The sequence below is a fragment of the Streptomyces caniferus genome (assembly GCF_009811555.1).
In the GTDB taxonomy this organism is placed as follows: domain Bacteria; phylum Actinomycetota; class Actinomycetes; order Streptomycetales; family Streptomycetaceae; genus Streptomyces; species Streptomyces caniferus.
The window spans coordinates 1,008,700-1,024,695 of sequence record NZ_BLIN01000002.1 but is presented as its reverse complement, the minus strand read 5'-3'; the positions used below and the strand labels follow the sequence as shown (position 1 = coordinate 1,024,695).

15 protein-coding genes are annotated in these 15,996 nt (G+C 72.2%); 9 read left to right on the top strand and 6 right to left on the bottom strand.

Features of this window, described 5'->3' with window-relative positions:
* Positions 1–46 precede the first annotated feature (46 nt).
* On the top strand, positions 47–259 hold the full coding sequence (locus tag Scani_RS06370; RefSeq protein WP_159470832.1) for a hypothetical protein: 213 nt from the start codon (positions 47–49) through the stop codon (positions 257–259).
* 52 nt (positions 260–311) lie between these two features.
* Here the strand turns inward: Scani_RS06370 and Scani_RS06365 are convergent, their stop codons facing one another.
* On the bottom strand, positions 312–1,013 hold the full coding sequence (locus Scani_RS06365) for a FadR/GntR family transcriptional regulator (protein WP_159470830.1): 702 nt from the start codon (positions 1,011–1,013) through the stop codon (positions 312–314).
* A 131-nt stretch (positions 1,014–1,144) separates the two neighbouring features.
* Between Scani_RS06365 and Scani_RS06360 the strand changes: the two genes are divergently transcribed.
* Both Scani_RS06360 and Scani_RS06355 read left to right on the top strand, forming a co-directional pair.
* Positions 1,145–1,660, top strand: coding sequence for a gluconokinase (locus tag Scani_RS06360; RefSeq protein ID WP_159470828.1), 516 nt, complete (start codon positions 1,145–1,147; stop codon positions 1,658–1,660).
* Positions 1,661–1,762: 102 nt separating this feature from the next.
* Positions 1,763–3,160 carry a GntT/GntP/DsdX family permease gene (locus tag Scani_RS06355; protein ID WP_159470826.1) on the top strand — a complete coding sequence of 466 codons (1,398 nt, stop codon included), beginning with the start codon at positions 1,763–1,765 and terminating at the stop codon, positions 3,158–3,160.
* 47 nt (positions 3,161–3,207) lie between these two features.
* On the opposite strand, the gene Scani_RS06350 is transcribed toward Scani_RS06355, so the two are convergent.
* On the bottom strand, positions 3,208–4,197 hold the full coding sequence (locus tag Scani_RS06350; RefSeq protein WP_159470824.1) for a DMT family transporter: 990 nt from the start codon (positions 4,195–4,197) through the stop codon (positions 3,208–3,210).
* Between the two features lie 69 nt (positions 4,198–4,266).
* Here Scani_RS06350 and Scani_RS06345 point away from each other — a divergent pair, with 69 nt between their 5' ends.
* Entirely contained in the window at positions 4,267–4,866 is a 600-nt protein-coding gene (locus tag Scani_RS06345; RefSeq protein WP_159470822.1) for a TetR/AcrR family transcriptional regulator, read from the top strand.
* Between the two features lie 34 nt (positions 4,867–4,900).
* Here the strand turns inward: Scani_RS06345 and Scani_RS06340 are convergent, their stop codons facing one another.
* Complete coding sequence (locus Scani_RS06340; protein ID WP_167538031.1) at positions 4,901–6,472, bottom strand: FAD-dependent monooxygenase; 1,572 nt, start codon at positions 6,470–6,472, stop codon at positions 4,901–4,903.
* 38 nt (positions 6,473–6,510) lie between these two features.
* Between Scani_RS06340 and Scani_RS06335 the strand changes: the two genes are divergently transcribed.
* Positions 6,511–7,188 (top strand): TetR/AcrR family transcriptional regulator C-terminal domain-containing protein, encoded by a 678-nt coding sequence (locus tag Scani_RS06335; protein ID WP_159470821.1) that lies wholly within the window; start codon positions 6,511–6,513, stop codon positions 7,186–7,188.
* Positions 7,189–7,245: 57 nt separating this feature from the next.
* Here the strand turns inward: Scani_RS06335 and Scani_RS06330 are convergent, their stop codons facing one another.
* From Scani_RS06330 to Scani_RS06320, 3 genes are read right to left on the bottom strand one after another with little or no spacing between them, the layout of a single operon-like run.
* Positions 7,246–8,400 carry an acyltransferase family protein gene (locus Scani_RS06330; RefSeq protein ID WP_159470819.1) on the bottom strand — a complete coding sequence of 385 codons (1,155 nt, stop codon included), beginning with the start codon at positions 8,398–8,400 and terminating at the stop codon, positions 7,246–7,248.
* On the bottom strand, positions 8,397–9,752 hold the full coding sequence (locus Scani_RS06325; protein WP_159470817.1) for a polysialyltransferase family glycosyltransferase: 1,356 nt from the start codon (positions 9,750–9,752) through the stop codon (positions 8,397–8,399). The genes Scani_RS06330 and Scani_RS06325 overlap by 4 nt, the downstream gene beginning before the upstream one ends.
* Complete coding sequence (locus Scani_RS06320; RefSeq protein ID WP_159470815.1) at positions 9,752–10,729, bottom strand: glycosyltransferase family 2 protein; 978 nt, start codon at positions 10,727–10,729, stop codon at positions 9,752–9,754. The genes Scani_RS06325 and Scani_RS06320 overlap by 1 nt, the downstream gene beginning before the upstream one ends.
* A gap of 187 nt (positions 10,730–10,916) precedes the next feature.
* Between Scani_RS06320 and Scani_RS06315 the strand changes: the two genes are divergently transcribed.
* The 4 genes from Scani_RS06315 to Scani_RS06300 all read left to right on the top strand — a co-directional run bounded on the left by Scani_RS06315 (position 10,917) and on the right by Scani_RS06300 (position 15,850).
* Positions 10,917–12,272, top strand: a complete 1,356-nt coding sequence (locus tag Scani_RS06315; RefSeq protein ID WP_159470813.1) for a DUF6716 putative glycosyltransferase — start codon at positions 10,917–10,919, stop codon at positions 12,270–12,272.
* A 56-nt stretch (positions 12,273–12,328) separates the two neighbouring features.
* On the top strand, positions 12,329–13,609 hold the full coding sequence (locus Scani_RS06310; RefSeq protein ID WP_159470811.1) for an acylneuraminate cytidylyltransferase: 1,281 nt from the start codon (positions 12,329–12,331) through the stop codon (positions 13,607–13,609).
* A 68-nt stretch (positions 13,610–13,677) separates the two neighbouring features.
* Positions 13,678–14,607, top strand: coding sequence for an N-acetylneuraminate synthase family protein (locus Scani_RS06305; protein ID WP_159470809.1), 930 nt, complete (start codon positions 13,678–13,680; stop codon positions 14,605–14,607).
* 130 nt (positions 14,608–14,737) lie between these two features.
* On the top strand, positions 14,738–15,850 hold the full coding sequence (locus tag Scani_RS06300; protein ID WP_159471795.1) for a hypothetical protein: 1,113 nt from the start codon (positions 14,738–14,740) through the stop codon (positions 15,848–15,850).
* Positions 15,851–15,996: the final 146 nt, after the last annotated feature.

Below are 15,996 nucleotides of genomic sequence, written 5' to 3'. Positions count from 1 at the left end.
ACGGGAGCCTGTGACCGGCCGGGCGCGGTTGAGTCAAACTGGAGTCATGTCGTCACCCCGCCGCGCCTGTCCCATCTGCACCCGAGAGATCGCCGTTGTCGGCGGGCGCTTTGCCCGCCATGACCCGCCGGGGCGGCGGACGGTGCTGGAGCTGATCTCCTGTCCGGGGTCGCGGCGGATCGCGCCGATGATGGCGCCCGCGGAGAAGCTGTTCGATCCGGAGGAGCCGCCGATCCCGGGGCAGCAGCCGCTGTTCTGAGCCGGGGCGTCGGGGCCGCCGTGTCCTCGCGGTCCCGGGCCCGTGCCGCCGACTACGGTGCCAGCACGTCCAGTTCGGCCATCGCGCCCGCGGTGATCTCGCGGGTCAGGGACTCCGCCCGTGCCGCGTCGCCGGTGCGGACCGCCTCGGCGACCTGGACGTGGAGGGTGACCGCGGCCGGGTCGGGGTCGGTGAACATCACATGGTGCTGGGTGCGGCCGGTCAGGACGGCGGCGACCACATCGCCGAGCCGGGCGAACATCTCGTTGCCGGAGGCGGTCAGGACGACCCGGTGGAATGCCGTGTCGTGGACGAGGTAGGCGTCGAGCTGCTGGCCGCGTGAGGTGGCGACCATGCCCATGGCCTGTTCGGTGAGTTCGGCGCACTGGCGGGGGGTGGCGTGCCGGGCGGCGAGGCCCGCGGCGACCGGTTCGATCGCCGAGCGGAGCACGGTCAGCGAGCGCAGCTGCCGGGGACGGTCGCGGCCGGCCAGCCGCCAGCCGATCACCCGGGGGTCGTAGACGTTCCACTCCTCGGTGGGGCGGACGGTCACCCCGACGCGGCGCCGGGAGGCGACCAGCTGCATGGATTCCAGTACCCGGATCGCCTCGCGGATGACCGTGCGGGAGACGTCGAAGCGCTGCTCCAGCTCGTCCGTGCGCAGGACCGTGCCCGGGGGGTAGTCGCCCGCGGTGATCGCGGGACCGAGGGACTCCAGTACACGGGCGTGCAGTCCCTTCCCCTCGTTTTCCATGGGGCAAGCCTACGTTCTTGCACCCCGGCCAATTAAGTATGACGTTTGCGTCACAGCCTCTTGAATACGTCGTACCTAATGGGTTTCAGTGGGGGCCGCACGAGGTCGATGAAGACAGCGAGGTACCACGGGTGAGCATCCCCGACGTGATCGTCGTGATGGGCGTGGCCGGCACCGGCAAGACCACGATCGGCCCGCTGGTGGCGGCCGGACTGGGCGTCCCGTACGCCGAGGGTGACGACTTCCATCCGCCGGCCAACATCGCCAAGATGTCCGCCGGGATCCCGCTGGACGATGCCGACCGCGGCCCGTGGCTGGACGCCCTCGGCGCCTGGGCGCACGAGCGGGCCGGACACGGCGGGGTGGCCAGCTGCTCCGCGCTCAAGCGCGCCTACCGCGACCGGCTGCGCGCCGCCGCTCCCGGCGTCGTCTTCCTGCACCTCACCGGCGAGCGCGCGCTGATCGAGGAGCGGATGGCCGGGCGCCGGGGCCACTTCATGCCGACCGCGCTGCTGGACTCCCAGTTCGCCACGCTCGAACCCCTCGGGCGCGACGAGACCGGCGTCGCCGTGGACGTGTCCGGCAGCCCGCAGCAGATCGCCGACCGGGCGGTGGCCGCACTGCGCGCGATGACCGCGCCGGCGTGACGGCCCCACCGGCCCGATAGCCGCGCCGGTCCGACAACCCCCTCCACGCACCACCCGTACCGCAGCACCCCCTTCCCCCTCCGTCCAACCAAGGGAATCGCCGTGACACATCTCAGCGTCGAGATGCTCGCAGCGGATGCGACCGAGCCGATCACCTCGGCCGGTCACGCACAGCTGGGCATCGCCGTCCTGGCCGGCATCGCCGTCATCGTCCTGCTCATCACCAAGTTCAAGCTGCATGCCTTTCTGTCGCTGATCATCGGTTCGCTGGTGCTCGGCGCGGTGGCCGGTGCCCCTCTCGACAAGGCCATCACCAGCTTCTCGACGGGGCTGGGCACGACGGTCGCGGGCACCGGCGTGCTGATCGCGCTCGGCGCCGTCCTCGGGCGGCTGCTCGCCGATTCGGGGGGCGCGGACCAGATCGTCGACACGATCCTGGCGAGGTCGAGCCGGCAGGCGATGCCCTGGGCGATGGTGCTGATCGCCGGGATCGTGGGACTGCCGATCTTCTTCGAGATCGGCATCGTGCTGCTGATCCCCGTGGTGCTGCTGGTCGCCAAGCGCGGCAACTTCTCGCTGATGCGGATCGGCATCCCCGCACTGGCCGGACTGTCCGTCATGCACGGGCTGATACCCCCGCACCCCGGCCCGCTGGTCGCGATCGACGCCGTCAAGGCGAACCTCGGCGTCACCCTCGCGCTCGGCGTGGTCGTCGCCATCCCGACCGCGATCATCGCCGGTCCGGTGTTCTCCCGGTACGCGGCCCGCTGGGTGGACATCCAGCCGCCGGAGAAGATGGTGCCCGAGCGCGCCTCCGACGACCTGGAGAAGCGGCCCGGCTTCGGGATCACCGTGGCCACCGTGCTGCTGCCGGTGGTGATGATGCTGGCCAAGGCGCTGGTGGACATCGTCGTCGACGACCCCGAGCAGACCGTCCAGAGGGTCTTCGACGTCGTCGGCTCCCCGCTGATCGCGCTGCTGACCGCCGTGCTGGTCGCGATGTTCACGCTGGGCCGGGCGGCCGGGTTCACCCGCGGCCGGATCGCCGTCACCGTGGAGAAGTCGCTCGGCCCGATCGCCGGGGTGGTGCTGATCGTCGGCGCGGGCGGCGGCTTCAAGCAGACGCTGGTGGACGCCGGCGTCGGCCAGATGATCCTGGACGTCTCCAAGGGCTGGAACATCTCCGCGCTCCTGCTGGCCTGGCTGATCGCGGTCGCCATCCGGCTCGCGACCGGCTCCGCGACGGTGGCCACCATCTCCGCCGCCGGGCTCGTCGGCCCGCTCGCCGCGGACATGAGCACCACCCATGCCGCGCTGCTGGTGCTGGCCATCGGGTGCGGGTCGCTGTTCTTCAGCCACGTCAACGACGCCGGATTCTGGCTGGTCAAGGAGTACTTCGGGATGAACGTCGGCCAGACGCTGAAGACCTGGTCGGTGATGGAGACGCTGATCTCGGTCGTCGGGATCGGGTGCGTCCTGCTGCTCTCCCTGGTCCTTTAGGAACTCCGGTCCGCCGGACCGCTGTTCCGCTGTTCTTTCCGGACGGATCACCGTCCCGGGCGCCCCACCCCCCTCAGGCGCCTGTCCCCGGCACGAGGCCGTACGAGCGGATCACCGCTGGTACGGCCTCGTGCGCGTGGGGGCCGATTCCCGGCGGGGCCCGCGGCCGAGGGCCCCGCGCCGCGGCGCACGAGGACGACCGCCGCGAGGCCGACCGCCAGTCCGGCGGCGGTCTGCGGGCCGAACGGTTCGCCGAACATGGCGGCTCCCCACAGCGCCGTGACCGGTGCCATCAGGAACATCAGGGTGTTCACCTCGGTGACGCCGAAGCGCCGGAGGATCAGCCAGTACAGCCCGTACCCGCCGAAGGTGGAGAGCGTCACCAGCCAGCAGACCGCGACCCAGAACGAGGGCGCGGCGGGCGGCCGCAGGGTGCCGGTGCCGGCGGCGAGGGCGGTGAAGAGGACGGCGCTGGTGGCGCAGTGGACGGTCATCGACACCGACGGTGCGACCCGGGTGCGCGAACGGCCTTCCAGGAAGGTGGCCGCCACCAGCGAGGACATCCCGAGGAACGGGACGAGGTAGGCCCACCGGCTCACGTCCGCGCCGGCCGACGCGTCGGCGCAGGTCACCAGGACGACGCCGACCAGTCCCAGGCACAGCCCGAGCCACTGCCGGCGGGAGACGTACTGGCGCAGCAGCGGCCCGGCGAGCGCCCCGGCCACCAGGGGCTGGGTGCCGTCGATCAGGGCCGTGGTGCCGCTGGAGACCCCGAGCTGGATCGCGGAGTAGACGGTGAAGAGGTAGCCGCTCTGCGAGAGTGCGCCGACGGCGGCCTGCCGGGCCAGGTCCCGTGCCGTCAGGTGCCGCCACGAGGCGCGGGCGGCGGTGGCCGACACCAGGAGGAGGACGGCGGCGAGCGGCAGGAACCGCCACATCAGGAGGGTGGCCGCGGGCGCGCTGCCGGCGCCGAGCTTGGCCCCGATGAAGCCGGAGCTCCAGCAGAGGACAAAGGCGGCCGAGAGCAGGAAGCGCATGCCGATCCCTTTCAGTAAACCGATCTGTCTACTTCTCCTTTCACTATACAGATCGGTATACTTTTGGCCATGGGTACTGCGCAGACGCCTCGACGGATCACCATGACGCCCGCCGCGCACCGCGTCCTCGCGGCCGCCGGGCGGCTGTTCTACGAGCGCGGCATCCACGCCGTCGGGGTGGACCTGATCGCGGCCGAGGCCGGGGTGACGAAGAAGACCCTCTACGACAGGTTCGGCTCCAAGGAGCAGATCGTCGTGGAGTACCTCGCGGACCGCGATGAGCGCTGGCGGGCCTTTCTGGCGCCGTACCTCGACGCCGTGGGGCCGTCGCCCGCGGCGGGGGTGCTGGCCGTCTTCGACGCCTCGCGGGACTGGTCGGCCGAGCACAGTGCCAAGGGGTGCAGCATGGTCAATGCCCATGCCGAGATCAGCGATCCGTCGCACCCCGCGTACGCGATCATCACGGCGCAGAAGCAGTGGATGCTCGCGCTGTTCACCGATCTGGCCGGGGCCGCGGCGCCCGGCCGGGCCGAGCGGCTGGGCCGGGCGCTGATGCTCCTGCACGAAGGAGCCCTGGTCGCCCACGGCCTGGATGTCTTCCCCGACCCGATCGGCCGGGCCCGCGACGAGGCGGAGGCGCTGCTCACCGCTGCGGGGGCGGGATCGTGACCCGCCGGCCGGCCCCCGCACCGGCCGGTGGCGCTCAGCGGGCCGCCGCCACCGCGCCCGCGCCGAGGTACGCACCCAGGGCCTCGGTCACCCGCGCCGTCGCGTCCTCGGGCGGGGCGGCGACGGCGAGGTAGCCGTCGGGGCGGATGAGGAGGACGGCGGCGTCGGGGCCGTAGGCGTCGCGGATATGGCCGTCGGTGTCGATCAGGTCCGGGGCCGGGCCGCCGACGCGGACGAGGCGCAGCAGGGCCGGGTCGGCGGGCAGCGCACTGTCGTCGACGCCGGTGCCGCCCAGGTCGAGCAGGGTGAAGTGCGGGCCGCGGAAGGCGTCGAAGAGCCGGGCGGGCGTGCCGTCGGCCGTGGTGCACGGGGCGTCGGGGGCCCGGTCGCCCGCGGCGGGGATGCCCTCGGCGAGGTCCGTGCGCAGCTCGTGCGTCAGCGGGCTGTCGGGGTAGCCGATGCCGAGCTGGTGCAGGTCGCGGCCGCGGCGCAGCTCGCGGGAGCGGTGCAGCCGGGTGCTGGTGTCGAGGATGCCCTCGGCGATCGGGCGGCGCTCGGTCTCGTAGGTGTCGAGGAGGCTGTCGGGGGCGCCGTGCCGCAGTACCTGGCCGAGCTTCCAGCCGAGGTTGTAGGCGTCCTGGACGCTGGTGTTCAGGCCCTGGCCGCCCGCGGGGGAGTGGATGTGCGCGGCGTCGCCGGCGAGGAAGACCCGGCCGGTGCGGTAGCTGTCGACCAGGCCCGCCCGGGGGCGGAAGAGGGAGGACCACAGGACCTCGCGGATCTGCTCGGCGGCGAGGTGGGTGTGGGCCGCGAGCTGGGCGCGGATCGTCTCGGGTGAGGTGTCCGTCGTGCCGTTGAAGGACGCGATCATGGTCTGGAAGCGGTCGGTGCGGGCCAGCGGGAGCATGCCCACGAAGCCGCCGTTGGGCAGTTCCCAGCGGTGCCAGTGGTCGCGGTCCAGGCCGTCCACCCGGACGTCCGCGAGCAGCACGCCGACCGGCTCCAGCTCCGGACCGCTCATCTTGATGCCCAGCGCGCGGCGCACGGTGCTGCGCCCGCCGTCGGAGGCGACCAGATAGGCCCCGCGCACCGTGCGCTCCGTCCCGTCGGTGTGGCGCAGACGGGCCGTCACGCCGGTGGAGTCCTGGTCGAACGCGGTGAGTTCGGTGTTGAACACCACGTCCTGGCCGAGCTCCTGCAGCCGTGCGCGCAGCAGTTCCAGATTGCGGTACTGCGGCACCATCAGGGCGTTGGAGTACGGGCTGTCGGGTGTCGGGTCGACCCGCTCGATCACCTCGGTGACCTCGACGATTTCGCCGTTCTCCCACCGGGCGGTCTTCGGGTAGCGGCCACCGGCCGCGAAGGCCGCGTCGAGTACCCCGAGGTCGTCGTAGACCTCCTGGGTGCGCGGCTGCATGCCGTTGCCGCGGGCGCCGGGCGAGAGCTGCTCCTGCCGCTCGACGAGCAGGGTGCGCACGCCGCGGCGGGTGAGGTCGATCGCCAGGGCGAGGCCGGTCGGGCCCGCGCCGGCGATCAGTACGTCGACCGCAGTGCCGTCGTCGGGCAGGGCGGTGCCGAAGGCTTCCTTAACGTTGTTAAGTTCCATGGTTCAGAGCATGGCTTTAACGGTGTTAAGTTGTCAACATGGTTTCGCGCATCGACCGGAAACAGGTCGTGGACACCGCACTGCGGCTGCTGAACGAGGTCGGCCTCGACGGGCTGACGCTCCGGCGTATCGCCAAGGAGCTGAACGTCCAGGCCCCCGCCCTGTACTGGCACTTCAAGAACAAGCAGGAACTGCTGGACGAGATGGCCACCGAGATGTTCCGGCGGATGGCCGGGCCGGTGGTGGCCGGAGAGCCCGGCGCGGACCCGTACGGCAGTACCTGGCAGGAAACGGTCGTCTCCGCCTGCCGGGCGATGCGCAGCGAGCTGCTCGGCTACCGCGACGGCGGCAAGGTCTTCAGCGGGACGAGGATGACCGACGACAGCGCCGCCGGGCCGCTCGACTCCCTGATGGTCCGCCTCACGGATGCGGGCTTCCCCCTGCGCGAGGCGGCGCGGGCCTGGTGGACGGCGTACAACTACACCGTGGGCCTGGTGATCGAGGAGCAGTCGGTCCACCCGGTGCCCGGCCGGCCGGACGCCCGCGACCCGGCCTACGACCAGGCCGAGCGCGAGCGGCGGCTCGGTCCCGACTATCCGCTCGCGGCGCAGGTCGGCGCGGTGCTGTTCGGCGACATCGAGCAGAGCTTCGAGGCCGGGCTGCGGATCATCGTCGCGGGGATCGAGGCCACCCTGGGCCCGGACGCGGCGGGCTGAGCGGTCCGCCGGCCGGGCGGCCGCCCGCACTCTGCGCCGTGGGCCGGCCGCCCGGACTCAGCGCCGCGGGTTGATCGACCGCTTCAGCACGGGCGTCAGCGGACGTTCGACGAAGCGGTGCAGCGCCCACGCGAGCAGCAGCATCAGGCCGACGGTCAGCAGCAGCGTCGCGTACGAGGGCAGCCCGAGGCCGTGGTGCAGTGCCCGCACCACGACCCAGCCCAGGTGCTCGTGCACGAGATAGAACGGGTAGGTCAGCGCGCCGGCCACGGTCAGCCAGCGCCAGTTCGCCCACCGCAGCCTGCCCAGCGCGACCGCCGCGACCAGGGCGAAGCCGAGGGTGACGACGGCGATGATGCCGGCCGTCGAGCGGTAGGAGAACGCGGTGGCCGACGGTGCGTGCCACAGCCCGGCGACCGCGTAATGCTGGCCGATGAGCCAGCTGACCAGCACTATCGCCCAGGCGATCGGATCGCGGGCGCCGTAGCGGTGCAGCAGGTACAGGCCCACCCCGCCGATGAAGAACGGGGCGTACTCGGGCATCAGGACGGTGTCGAGGAAGGGCTGGTGGGCGGCCTGTGCGAGCGCCCCGGCCAGCGTCCAGCCCGCGCAGAAGAGCACCACCCGGCCGCGGGTGGCGCCGGGCAGCACCACGCAGAGCGCGAAGAGGGCGTAGAAGCGCATCTCCGCCCAGAGGGTCCAGCACACCCCGAGCACCCGGTCCACGCCCAACGGCTGCTGCAGCATGGTCAGGTTGGTCAGCACCTCGCTGGGCGGCAGCGCCTTGTAGGCGACCCAGGGGAGCGCGAAGACCGCGGTCACCAGCAGGATCGCGGCCCAGTACGCCGGGTAGAGGCGGGAGACGCGGGAGGCGATGAACGCGCGCAGCGTCCGGCCGAAGCCGCTGAGGCAGATCACGAAGCCGCTGATCACGAAGAAGATCTGCACGCCCAGACAGCCGTAGGCGAACAGGGGTGCCGCGGTGGGGAATTGATGGGCGGGCGAGCCGCCCCAGGCCTGCGCTATCTCGCCGTTGCGGCCGCCGTAGTGGTACGCGGCGACCATCAGGGCGGCGAGCAGCCGCAGCCCGTCCAGGGGGCGCAGCCGCGACGGACCTCCGCGGCTGCGCCCCCGTATTGCGGCCTGCGGGGCGGCGGTGACGGGATCCGGCGCGACGGGCGGCGCGCCGGCCGTCAGCTGGGGCGTGCTCATCCGAACACGGCCCGCCTCTTCAGCCGCCGCTGCACCGCCCGCGCCCGGCGCGCGACCCTGCGCACGGTGGCATTGCGCGGAATGAACGACAACTGGGACGGGAGCGCGCCGGGCAGCGCCAGCGCGGTCAGCCGGCGGCGCTTGAAGTAGCGCCAGGTGACCTGGTCGAGATGGGCCGCGAGGTAGCGCTCGGCGGCCGGCCGCAGCTGCGGATAGATCTGGTGCTGCATCGCATAGCCGACCGCGGCGACCAGGCCCTCGATGCTCTCGGCGGTGGCGAAGGCGCGCGGGCGCGCGCTGCGGTCCCCCAGGTCGGGCACCAGCGCGTCCACGATCGTCACCGGGACCCGGTTGCTGTTCTGGTACGGCGTGAGGCGCTCCAGCAGCAGGCCGGTGCCGGTCCGCGCGGTCGGCAGGCCGTAGAACGTGGCCGCCGTCAGCAGCGCGGTGGAGAAGCAGCCGACGACCAGCGCGGGCCGCATCCGCTGGTAGAGCACCTCGGCCAGCACCGGGGTGTCCAGCACGGTCAGCGCGATGTCCAGCTTCTCGGCCTCCCGCTCCAGCAGCCGCGACCAGCGGGCCGGCGCGGACGGGTGCGGTTTGAAGACGATCTCGCGGTGGCCGCGCTCGGCGGCGCCGCGCACCATCCGCACATGCAGGTCCTCTTCCTCCTCGGGGGTGAGGATGCCCAGCGCGGAGAGGTACTGGCCGAGCAGCAGCGCGCCGCCCTCGGGGACCGTCACCTCGCCACTGGCGTCGGAGAGTTCGGCCAGCACCTTGGTGAAGGCGTCGGTCGGCACGGTCTGCGGCGCGACGTCGAACTCGGTGAGCAGCAGCGGCGTGAGGCCCGGCACCAGGTCCAGGTGCAGCAGCCGGTGGATGCGGGTGCCGACCAGCGGGTCGAGCTTGTTGCGGGTGGGCCCGTAGCTCATCAGCCCGTCGGCATAGACGTCGATCGGCGCGTCCGGGAACAGCTGGGCGAGGGCCAGGGCCGGGTTGACCTGGATGGACTCCACGACCAGTTCGATGTGGTCGTCGCCCAGGCCCCACAGCAGCCGCAGATGCCGCTCCCACAGCGGGACGTCGTCCGCGCGCGGCGACCAGCCGCCGGGGTGGAACGGGCTGATCGTCTCGTTCCACGACAGCACCCGGTCGAAGCGGCCGCGCAGCCGCTCGAAGCCGGGCATGGTGTCCAGCGACGCGGTGGTCTCCGGGGTCGTCGCGTTGTTGCTGAGCAGCAGCAGACGGCGGTCGGCCGGGGCGAAGCAGTCGGCGTCCAGCGCGGCGGCGAGCGTCGCCGCACCGTAGAGCGTGGACGCCATGAAGATCTGGGTACGCGGTCGGGTGGACATCAGGCGGCGACCTCCGCCGGGACAGGGCGACGGCGCAGCCGCCGCAGCCGGGACGCGCGCTGCACATCCATCGAATCCAGGGCTTCCTTCAGTACGTCCTGCGGCATGCGTTTCATGGCCGCTGCGCTCATCGCGCGCAATTTACGGGCGACCTGCGGTTCGAAACGTTCGATCGAACCGAGGTGGTGGGAAATGATCGCGCAATACGTGCGCACCGCCTTGGGCAGCAGGAATTCCGCATCGCGATCTTGTGCGGTCTCCTCGATCACCTGATCGAAGGCGCGAATGAAGTCCAATTGCCGCACGTCCCCGATCTGGGTCAGCGAGGACGCCACTCCGCGCCGGTAGAAAACTCCGAGCAGTCCGACCACCGCCATGGACTTCGCCTCGCGGTGCAGTCGCCAGATCCACGGGCGGTCCTCCGCGGTGCGCAGCCCGTCCCGGAAATGCAGTACCCCCTCGTCCAGCAGCCGGCGGTGGTACATCCCGGCCCAGGCGTAGGCGTAGTCGACGGAGGTGGAGCGGTCGGCGGGCAGGATCACCTCGCGCGGGTCCATCACCACCCCGCGCCGGCCGTGCGGGACGCGGTGGACGGTGCGCGCGCGGGCGGTGCACTGGACATGGTCGGTACGGACGAAGTCGCAACCCAACTCTTCGATGGTGCCGAGGAGTTGGGAGTAGTAGCCGGGGGCGAGCCAGTCGTCGCCGTCCAGGAAGGTGACGTATTCGCCGCGGGCCTCGTCCAGACCGGTGTTCCGGGCGGTGGCCAGGCCGCCGTTCTGTTCGTGCCGCAGCAGTCTGGCACCCGGCAGCTCGCGCTCGGCTCGCGCGAGAATCTCCGGGGTCTCGTCGCGGGAACAGTCGTCGACGAGCAGGAATTCAAAGTCCTCGCGGGCGTTGGCCGCCAGGCTTTTCAGGGTGTCGGGCGCGTATGTCTGCACGTTGTAGAACGGCACGATGACGGAGAGCTTAACCACCCGGGTGACGTTAGGCGCGCAGGCGGCATTCGTCTTTACCGGGTGCGTACCTCAAGGTGAACGAAGAATGGCGGGATGGTTAACCAGGTCGGCAATCGGGCTGGTTAGCCATTCGTCGACCCGCTGTTAACCCTTTGTTGCGACCCAGTTGGCCCGCCAAACGGAATGGCTTCCTAGCGTCTTCGACGTGCCATCACGTACCTACTCTTCGCCGCGGGTCGCCGTGCTCGCCGACTCGGATACCCGATGGAAATGGGGCGCTTTGACAGCGTACCGAATCCAATCGGACATCCGGCTCGACGGCTACCTTCTCCGCGGCCGCGCCACCCCCACGGTCCGACAGCTCGACGAGGTCGGTGCCCGTGCGGACTCGCTGCGCGAAATCAGGGGCGTCGCCTTCTTGGAGCAGATGCAGGACAGCGTGCGGTCCCTCGACGGTACGCGCTACGACGTCGTCGTGCTGGCCTGCGTCGGCGGTGCGGTGCAGGCGATGCTGCACGGCCTCGCCCGCGCCTGGCGAGGGGAGGGGGCCCGCCCCGTCGTCGTCACCGGCTATGTCGGCGTGGTCTACGAGAAGCTCGCGGACGGGCTGCTGCTGCGGCACGGCGCGGATGTCGTCCTCGCCAACTCCCGGCACGACGCGGACCGGTTCCGCGAGGTCTACCGCGGCGTCGGCGCCGACGACGGCAGCGTCGTCGAATGCGCCCTGCCGTTCCTCGGCGGCGACCGCTACCGCCGCGACGGCGACACCGGCGCGCAGGACCCGTACACCGTGGTGTTCGCCGCCCAGCCCTCCGTCCCGGAGAGCCGCACGGACCGGACGTACCTGCTGCGCCGGGCGGTCGAGCACGCCCGCCGGCACCCGGACCGCGAGGTGCTGATCAAGCTCCGCAGCAAGCCGGGCGAGCACACCACCCACATCGAGGAACTGCCCTACCAGAAGCTCGCCGCCAAGGCCCCCGGCGGGCTCCCCGCCAACTGCCGCCTGGTGTACGGCAACATGGGCGAGGTCCTGGACCGCACCGACCTGATGGTGACGGTCAGCTCGACCGCCGCCCTGGAGTCGCTGCACCGCGGCATCCCCACCGCCGTCCTCACCGACCTCGGCGTCCGCGAGATCCTCGGCAACCACCACTTCCTCGGCTCCGGCTGCCTCGCCTCCTGGGACGAGCTGGACGCCGGGCACCGCCCGGAGCCCGACGCACAGTGGCTGGCCCGGCAGGGCGTCGCCGCCCACGGGGACTACGAGCAGGCCTTCGACGCCGCCCGCGCCCGGGTCACCGAGCTGCGCACCGCCGACCGGCTGCCGCCGATCACCCCGTACTACACACCCCGCACCGCACCCGGCTACCTCCCCGGCATCCTCGCCCGGCACGGCCTGGACCCGCACGGCGAGCCGCTGGCCGGTTACGCGGAGGCCCCCGAGGAGACCGGCGGACTGCGCCGGGTCGCCCGCGAGACGGTCCGCGAGGCCGCCCGCGGCGCCTACCGCCACGGCGTCCAGCGCGTCGCCCCCGCCATCCGCCGCTGGGGGCAGCTGTGACCCTCCCGCCGCCCGCCAGCCCCCGGAGCCCGCACGGCCCCCGGAAGGAGCCCGAAATGCCGCCGAACCCGCAGAGCAGCCCGCCGACCGTGGTGGCCGTCATCCCCGCCCGCGGCGGATCCAAGGGCGTGCCCGCCAAGAACCTCGCCGCCGTCGGGGGAGTGCCCCTGGTGGCCCGCGCGGTCCGCGAATGCCGCGCCGCCCGCCTGGTCACCGATGTCGTGGTCTCCACCGACGACGCCGGGATAGCGGCCGCGGCCCGCGGCGCCGGAGCGGTCGTCGTACGGCGCCCCGGCGACATCGCGGGCGACACCGCCACCAGCGAGGCCGCCGTCCTGCACGCCATGGACGCCTACGAGGCCGAGCACGGCGCCCGGGTCGACGCGGTGCTGCTGGTCCAGTGCACCAGCCCCTTCATCGTCCGCGAGGACATCGACGGGGTGGCCGCCGCGGTCGTCGAGGGCGGCGCCGACAGCGCGCTGACCGCGGCACCGTTCCACGGTTTCGTCTGGCGCGACGCCGCCGATGACGCGGACATGAGCACGGCTCCCGCGGGCGCCGCGGTGCCCGCAGGGCCCACCGCCACCGCCCCGGCCCCCGTCACCACCGCCGGCGGCTACGGCGTCAACCACGACAAGTCCTTCCGGCCGCGCCGCCAGGACCGCCCCCAGGACCTGCTGGAGACCGGCGCCGCCTACGCCATGGACGCGGCCGGCTTCCGCGCCGCGGGACACCGCTTCTTCGGCCGCACCGAGCTGGTGCGCACCGACCCCGCCCGGGTGCTGGAGATCGACGATCCGCACGACCTGGCCCGCGCCCGCGCACTGGCACCGCTGCTGGACGCCCCGCGCCCAGGTGCCCTGCCGGCCCTCGACGACATCGACGCCGTCGTCCTCGACTTCGACGGCACCCAGACGGACGACCGGGTGCTGATCGACGCCGACGGACGGGAGATCGTCGCGGTGCACCGCGGCGACGGCCTCGGCATCGCCGCCCTGCGCAAGGCGGAGCTGAAGCTGCTGATCCTGTCCTCGGAGACCAACCCGGTCGTCGCCGCACGGGCCCGCAAGCTGCGGGTGCCCGTCCTGCACGGCATCGACCGCAAGGACCTCGCCCTCAAGCAGTGGTGCGAGGAAGCGGGCATCGCGCCCGAGCGCGTGCTCTACGTCGGCAACGACGTCAACGACCTCCCGTGCTTCGACCTCGTCGGCTGGCCCGTGGCGGTCGCGAACGCACACGACGTGGTGCGCGGCGCCGCCCGCGCGGTCACCGCGACGCCCGGAGGCAGCGGCGCGATCCGAGAGATCGCGGCCTGGCTGCTGGGCCCGTCCCTGTAACCCACAAAGACCCCCGCACACCCCTGTTCCACCGCACACCCCCTGATCGACACGAAGGAAACCTCCCCATGAGCAGCAACTCCCGCATCCGCAACCTCGGCAACCGCGAGGCCGGCCCCGGCCGCCCCGTCTACGTCACCGGTGAGATCGGCATCAACCACAACGGTGACCTGGAGAACGCCTTCGCGCTGATCGACGCCGCCGCCGACGCCGGCTGCGACGCCGTCAAGTTCCAGAAGCGGACCCCGGAGATCTGCACCCCGCGCGACCAGTGGGACATCGAGCGCGACACCCCCTGGGGCCGGATGACCTACATCGACTACCGCCACCGCGTGGAGTTCGACGAGGACGGCTACCGCGCCATCGACGAGTACTGCAAGAAGCGCGGCATCGCCTGGTTCGCCTCCCCGTGGGACGTCGAGTCCGTCGCCTTCCTGGAGAAGTTCGACGTGCCCTGCTACAAGGTCGCCTCCGCCTCGCTCACCGACGACGACCTGCTGCGCGCCATGCGCGCCACCGGCCGCACCGTCATCCTCTCGACGGGCATGTCCACCCCCAAGCAGATCCGGCACGCCGTCGAGGTCCTGGGCAGCGAGAACATCCTGCTCTGCCACGCCACCAGCACCTACCCGGCCAAGGCCGAGGAGCTCAACCTGCGCATGATCAACACCCTGCAGGACGAGTACCCCAACGTCCCGATCGGCTACAGCGGCCACGAGACCGGTCTGCAGACCACCCTCGCCGCCGTCGCCCTCGGCGCCACCTTCGTCGAGCGCCACATCACCCTCGACCGCGCGATGTGGGGCTCCGACCAGGCCGCCTCGGTCGAGCCCGGCGGCCTGACCCGCCTGGTCCGCGACATCCGCACCATCGAGGAGTCCCTCGGCGACGGCGTCAAGAAGGTCTACGAGAGCGAGCTCGGCCCGATGAAGAAGCTGCGCCGGGTCGCCGGTGTGGTGGCCGAGGCCGAGGCCGGCGCCGAGCCGGCGGCGGTCTGACGGCCGGATCCGCCGACCGACGGGAGCGATGGTGAGCTCACCCGAAGGGACCCGCGCCGGGTCCGTCACGCCCGGCGCCGGGGTCCCGCCCCAGGAGACGACGGGTTCTCCCGCCCGTCGTCTCCTGGGGGTGCCGCGGCAGCGCAAACGGCCCGCACGCGCCGGCAGCGGACCCGACGCCCCCGCCCGGGGCACCGGCACCCTCGCGTTCGTCGAGAGCCCGGTGCAGCTGCTGAACACCCTGGAATGGGCGCACACGGCACGGGCCACCGCGCTCACCGTCGTCGTGCTCTCCCCGCACGACCCGATGACCCGCGGACAGCTGCGCCGGATGGCCGAACTCGCCCGCGACGAAGGCCATACGGTGCGCTGGGAAGAGGCCCGCGGCGGCCCGACCGCGCCGATGCGCACCATCGGCGGGCTCACCCCGCTGCTGCGCCGCGCCCGTCGCATCGTCATCGGCGACCCGTTCTCCCGCTACGTCCAGCTGCTGCTCAGCCTCACCAAGGCGCGCGATCTGGTCGTGGTCGACGACGGCACCGCCACCATGGAGTTCATCTCCCAACTCGCCCGCGGCGAGCGGCTGGTGCGCTGGCACCGCAACGGCAGCGGCCGCGGGGCGCGGGACCTGGTCTTCGCGCCGTTCTCGGCCACCGCCCGGCGCCGGCTCACCCCGGAGCCTGAGGGCGGCCGGCGCAGCGTCGGCCTGTTCAGCTCGATGCCCGTCGACGCACCGCCGGGCGTCGAGGTCACCACCAACGAGTTCGCCTGGACCCGCGGCCGCTTCGGCCCGCCCCGGCTCACCCGCGCCGCCGACATCGTCGGCACCTCGCTGGTGGAGACCGGGGTCGTGGACGCCGACCGCTACCTTGCGGCCGTCGGCGCGCTGGCCCGTGCGCACGGCGCCACCCGCTACTTCGCGCACCGCAAGGAGAGCGCCGACAAGCTGCGCCGGCTCGTGGCGGAAACGGGGCTGGAGATCGTCCGCCCCGACCTGCCGCTGGAACTGATCGCCCGGCGCGGCCCCATCGGGCGGCTGATCGTCAGCTTCCCCTCCACCGTCGTGCACACCCTGCCGCTCGCCCTGCTGGGCACCGAGGTCAAGGTCGCGGTCTGCGACATCGACCCGGAGTGGCTGACGGCCCACGCCTCGCCGCGCGCCCAGGGTTTTCTCGACGGGGTCACCGGCACCGCCCGCGACGTGCAGCGACTGCCGTTCACTCAGCGGATGGCGGCCGGATGACGGTGCGCGGAAAGCCTTACTGCATACCCGTCGCATCAACCGTCCATGCGCCGAGCGGCCTAGATTTTCTTCCCCTAACGGGCTGAACTTTTGTTGATCGAGGGACAGTTGCCCCATCCAGGGCCCTAGGCTTCCACGGGTGAACC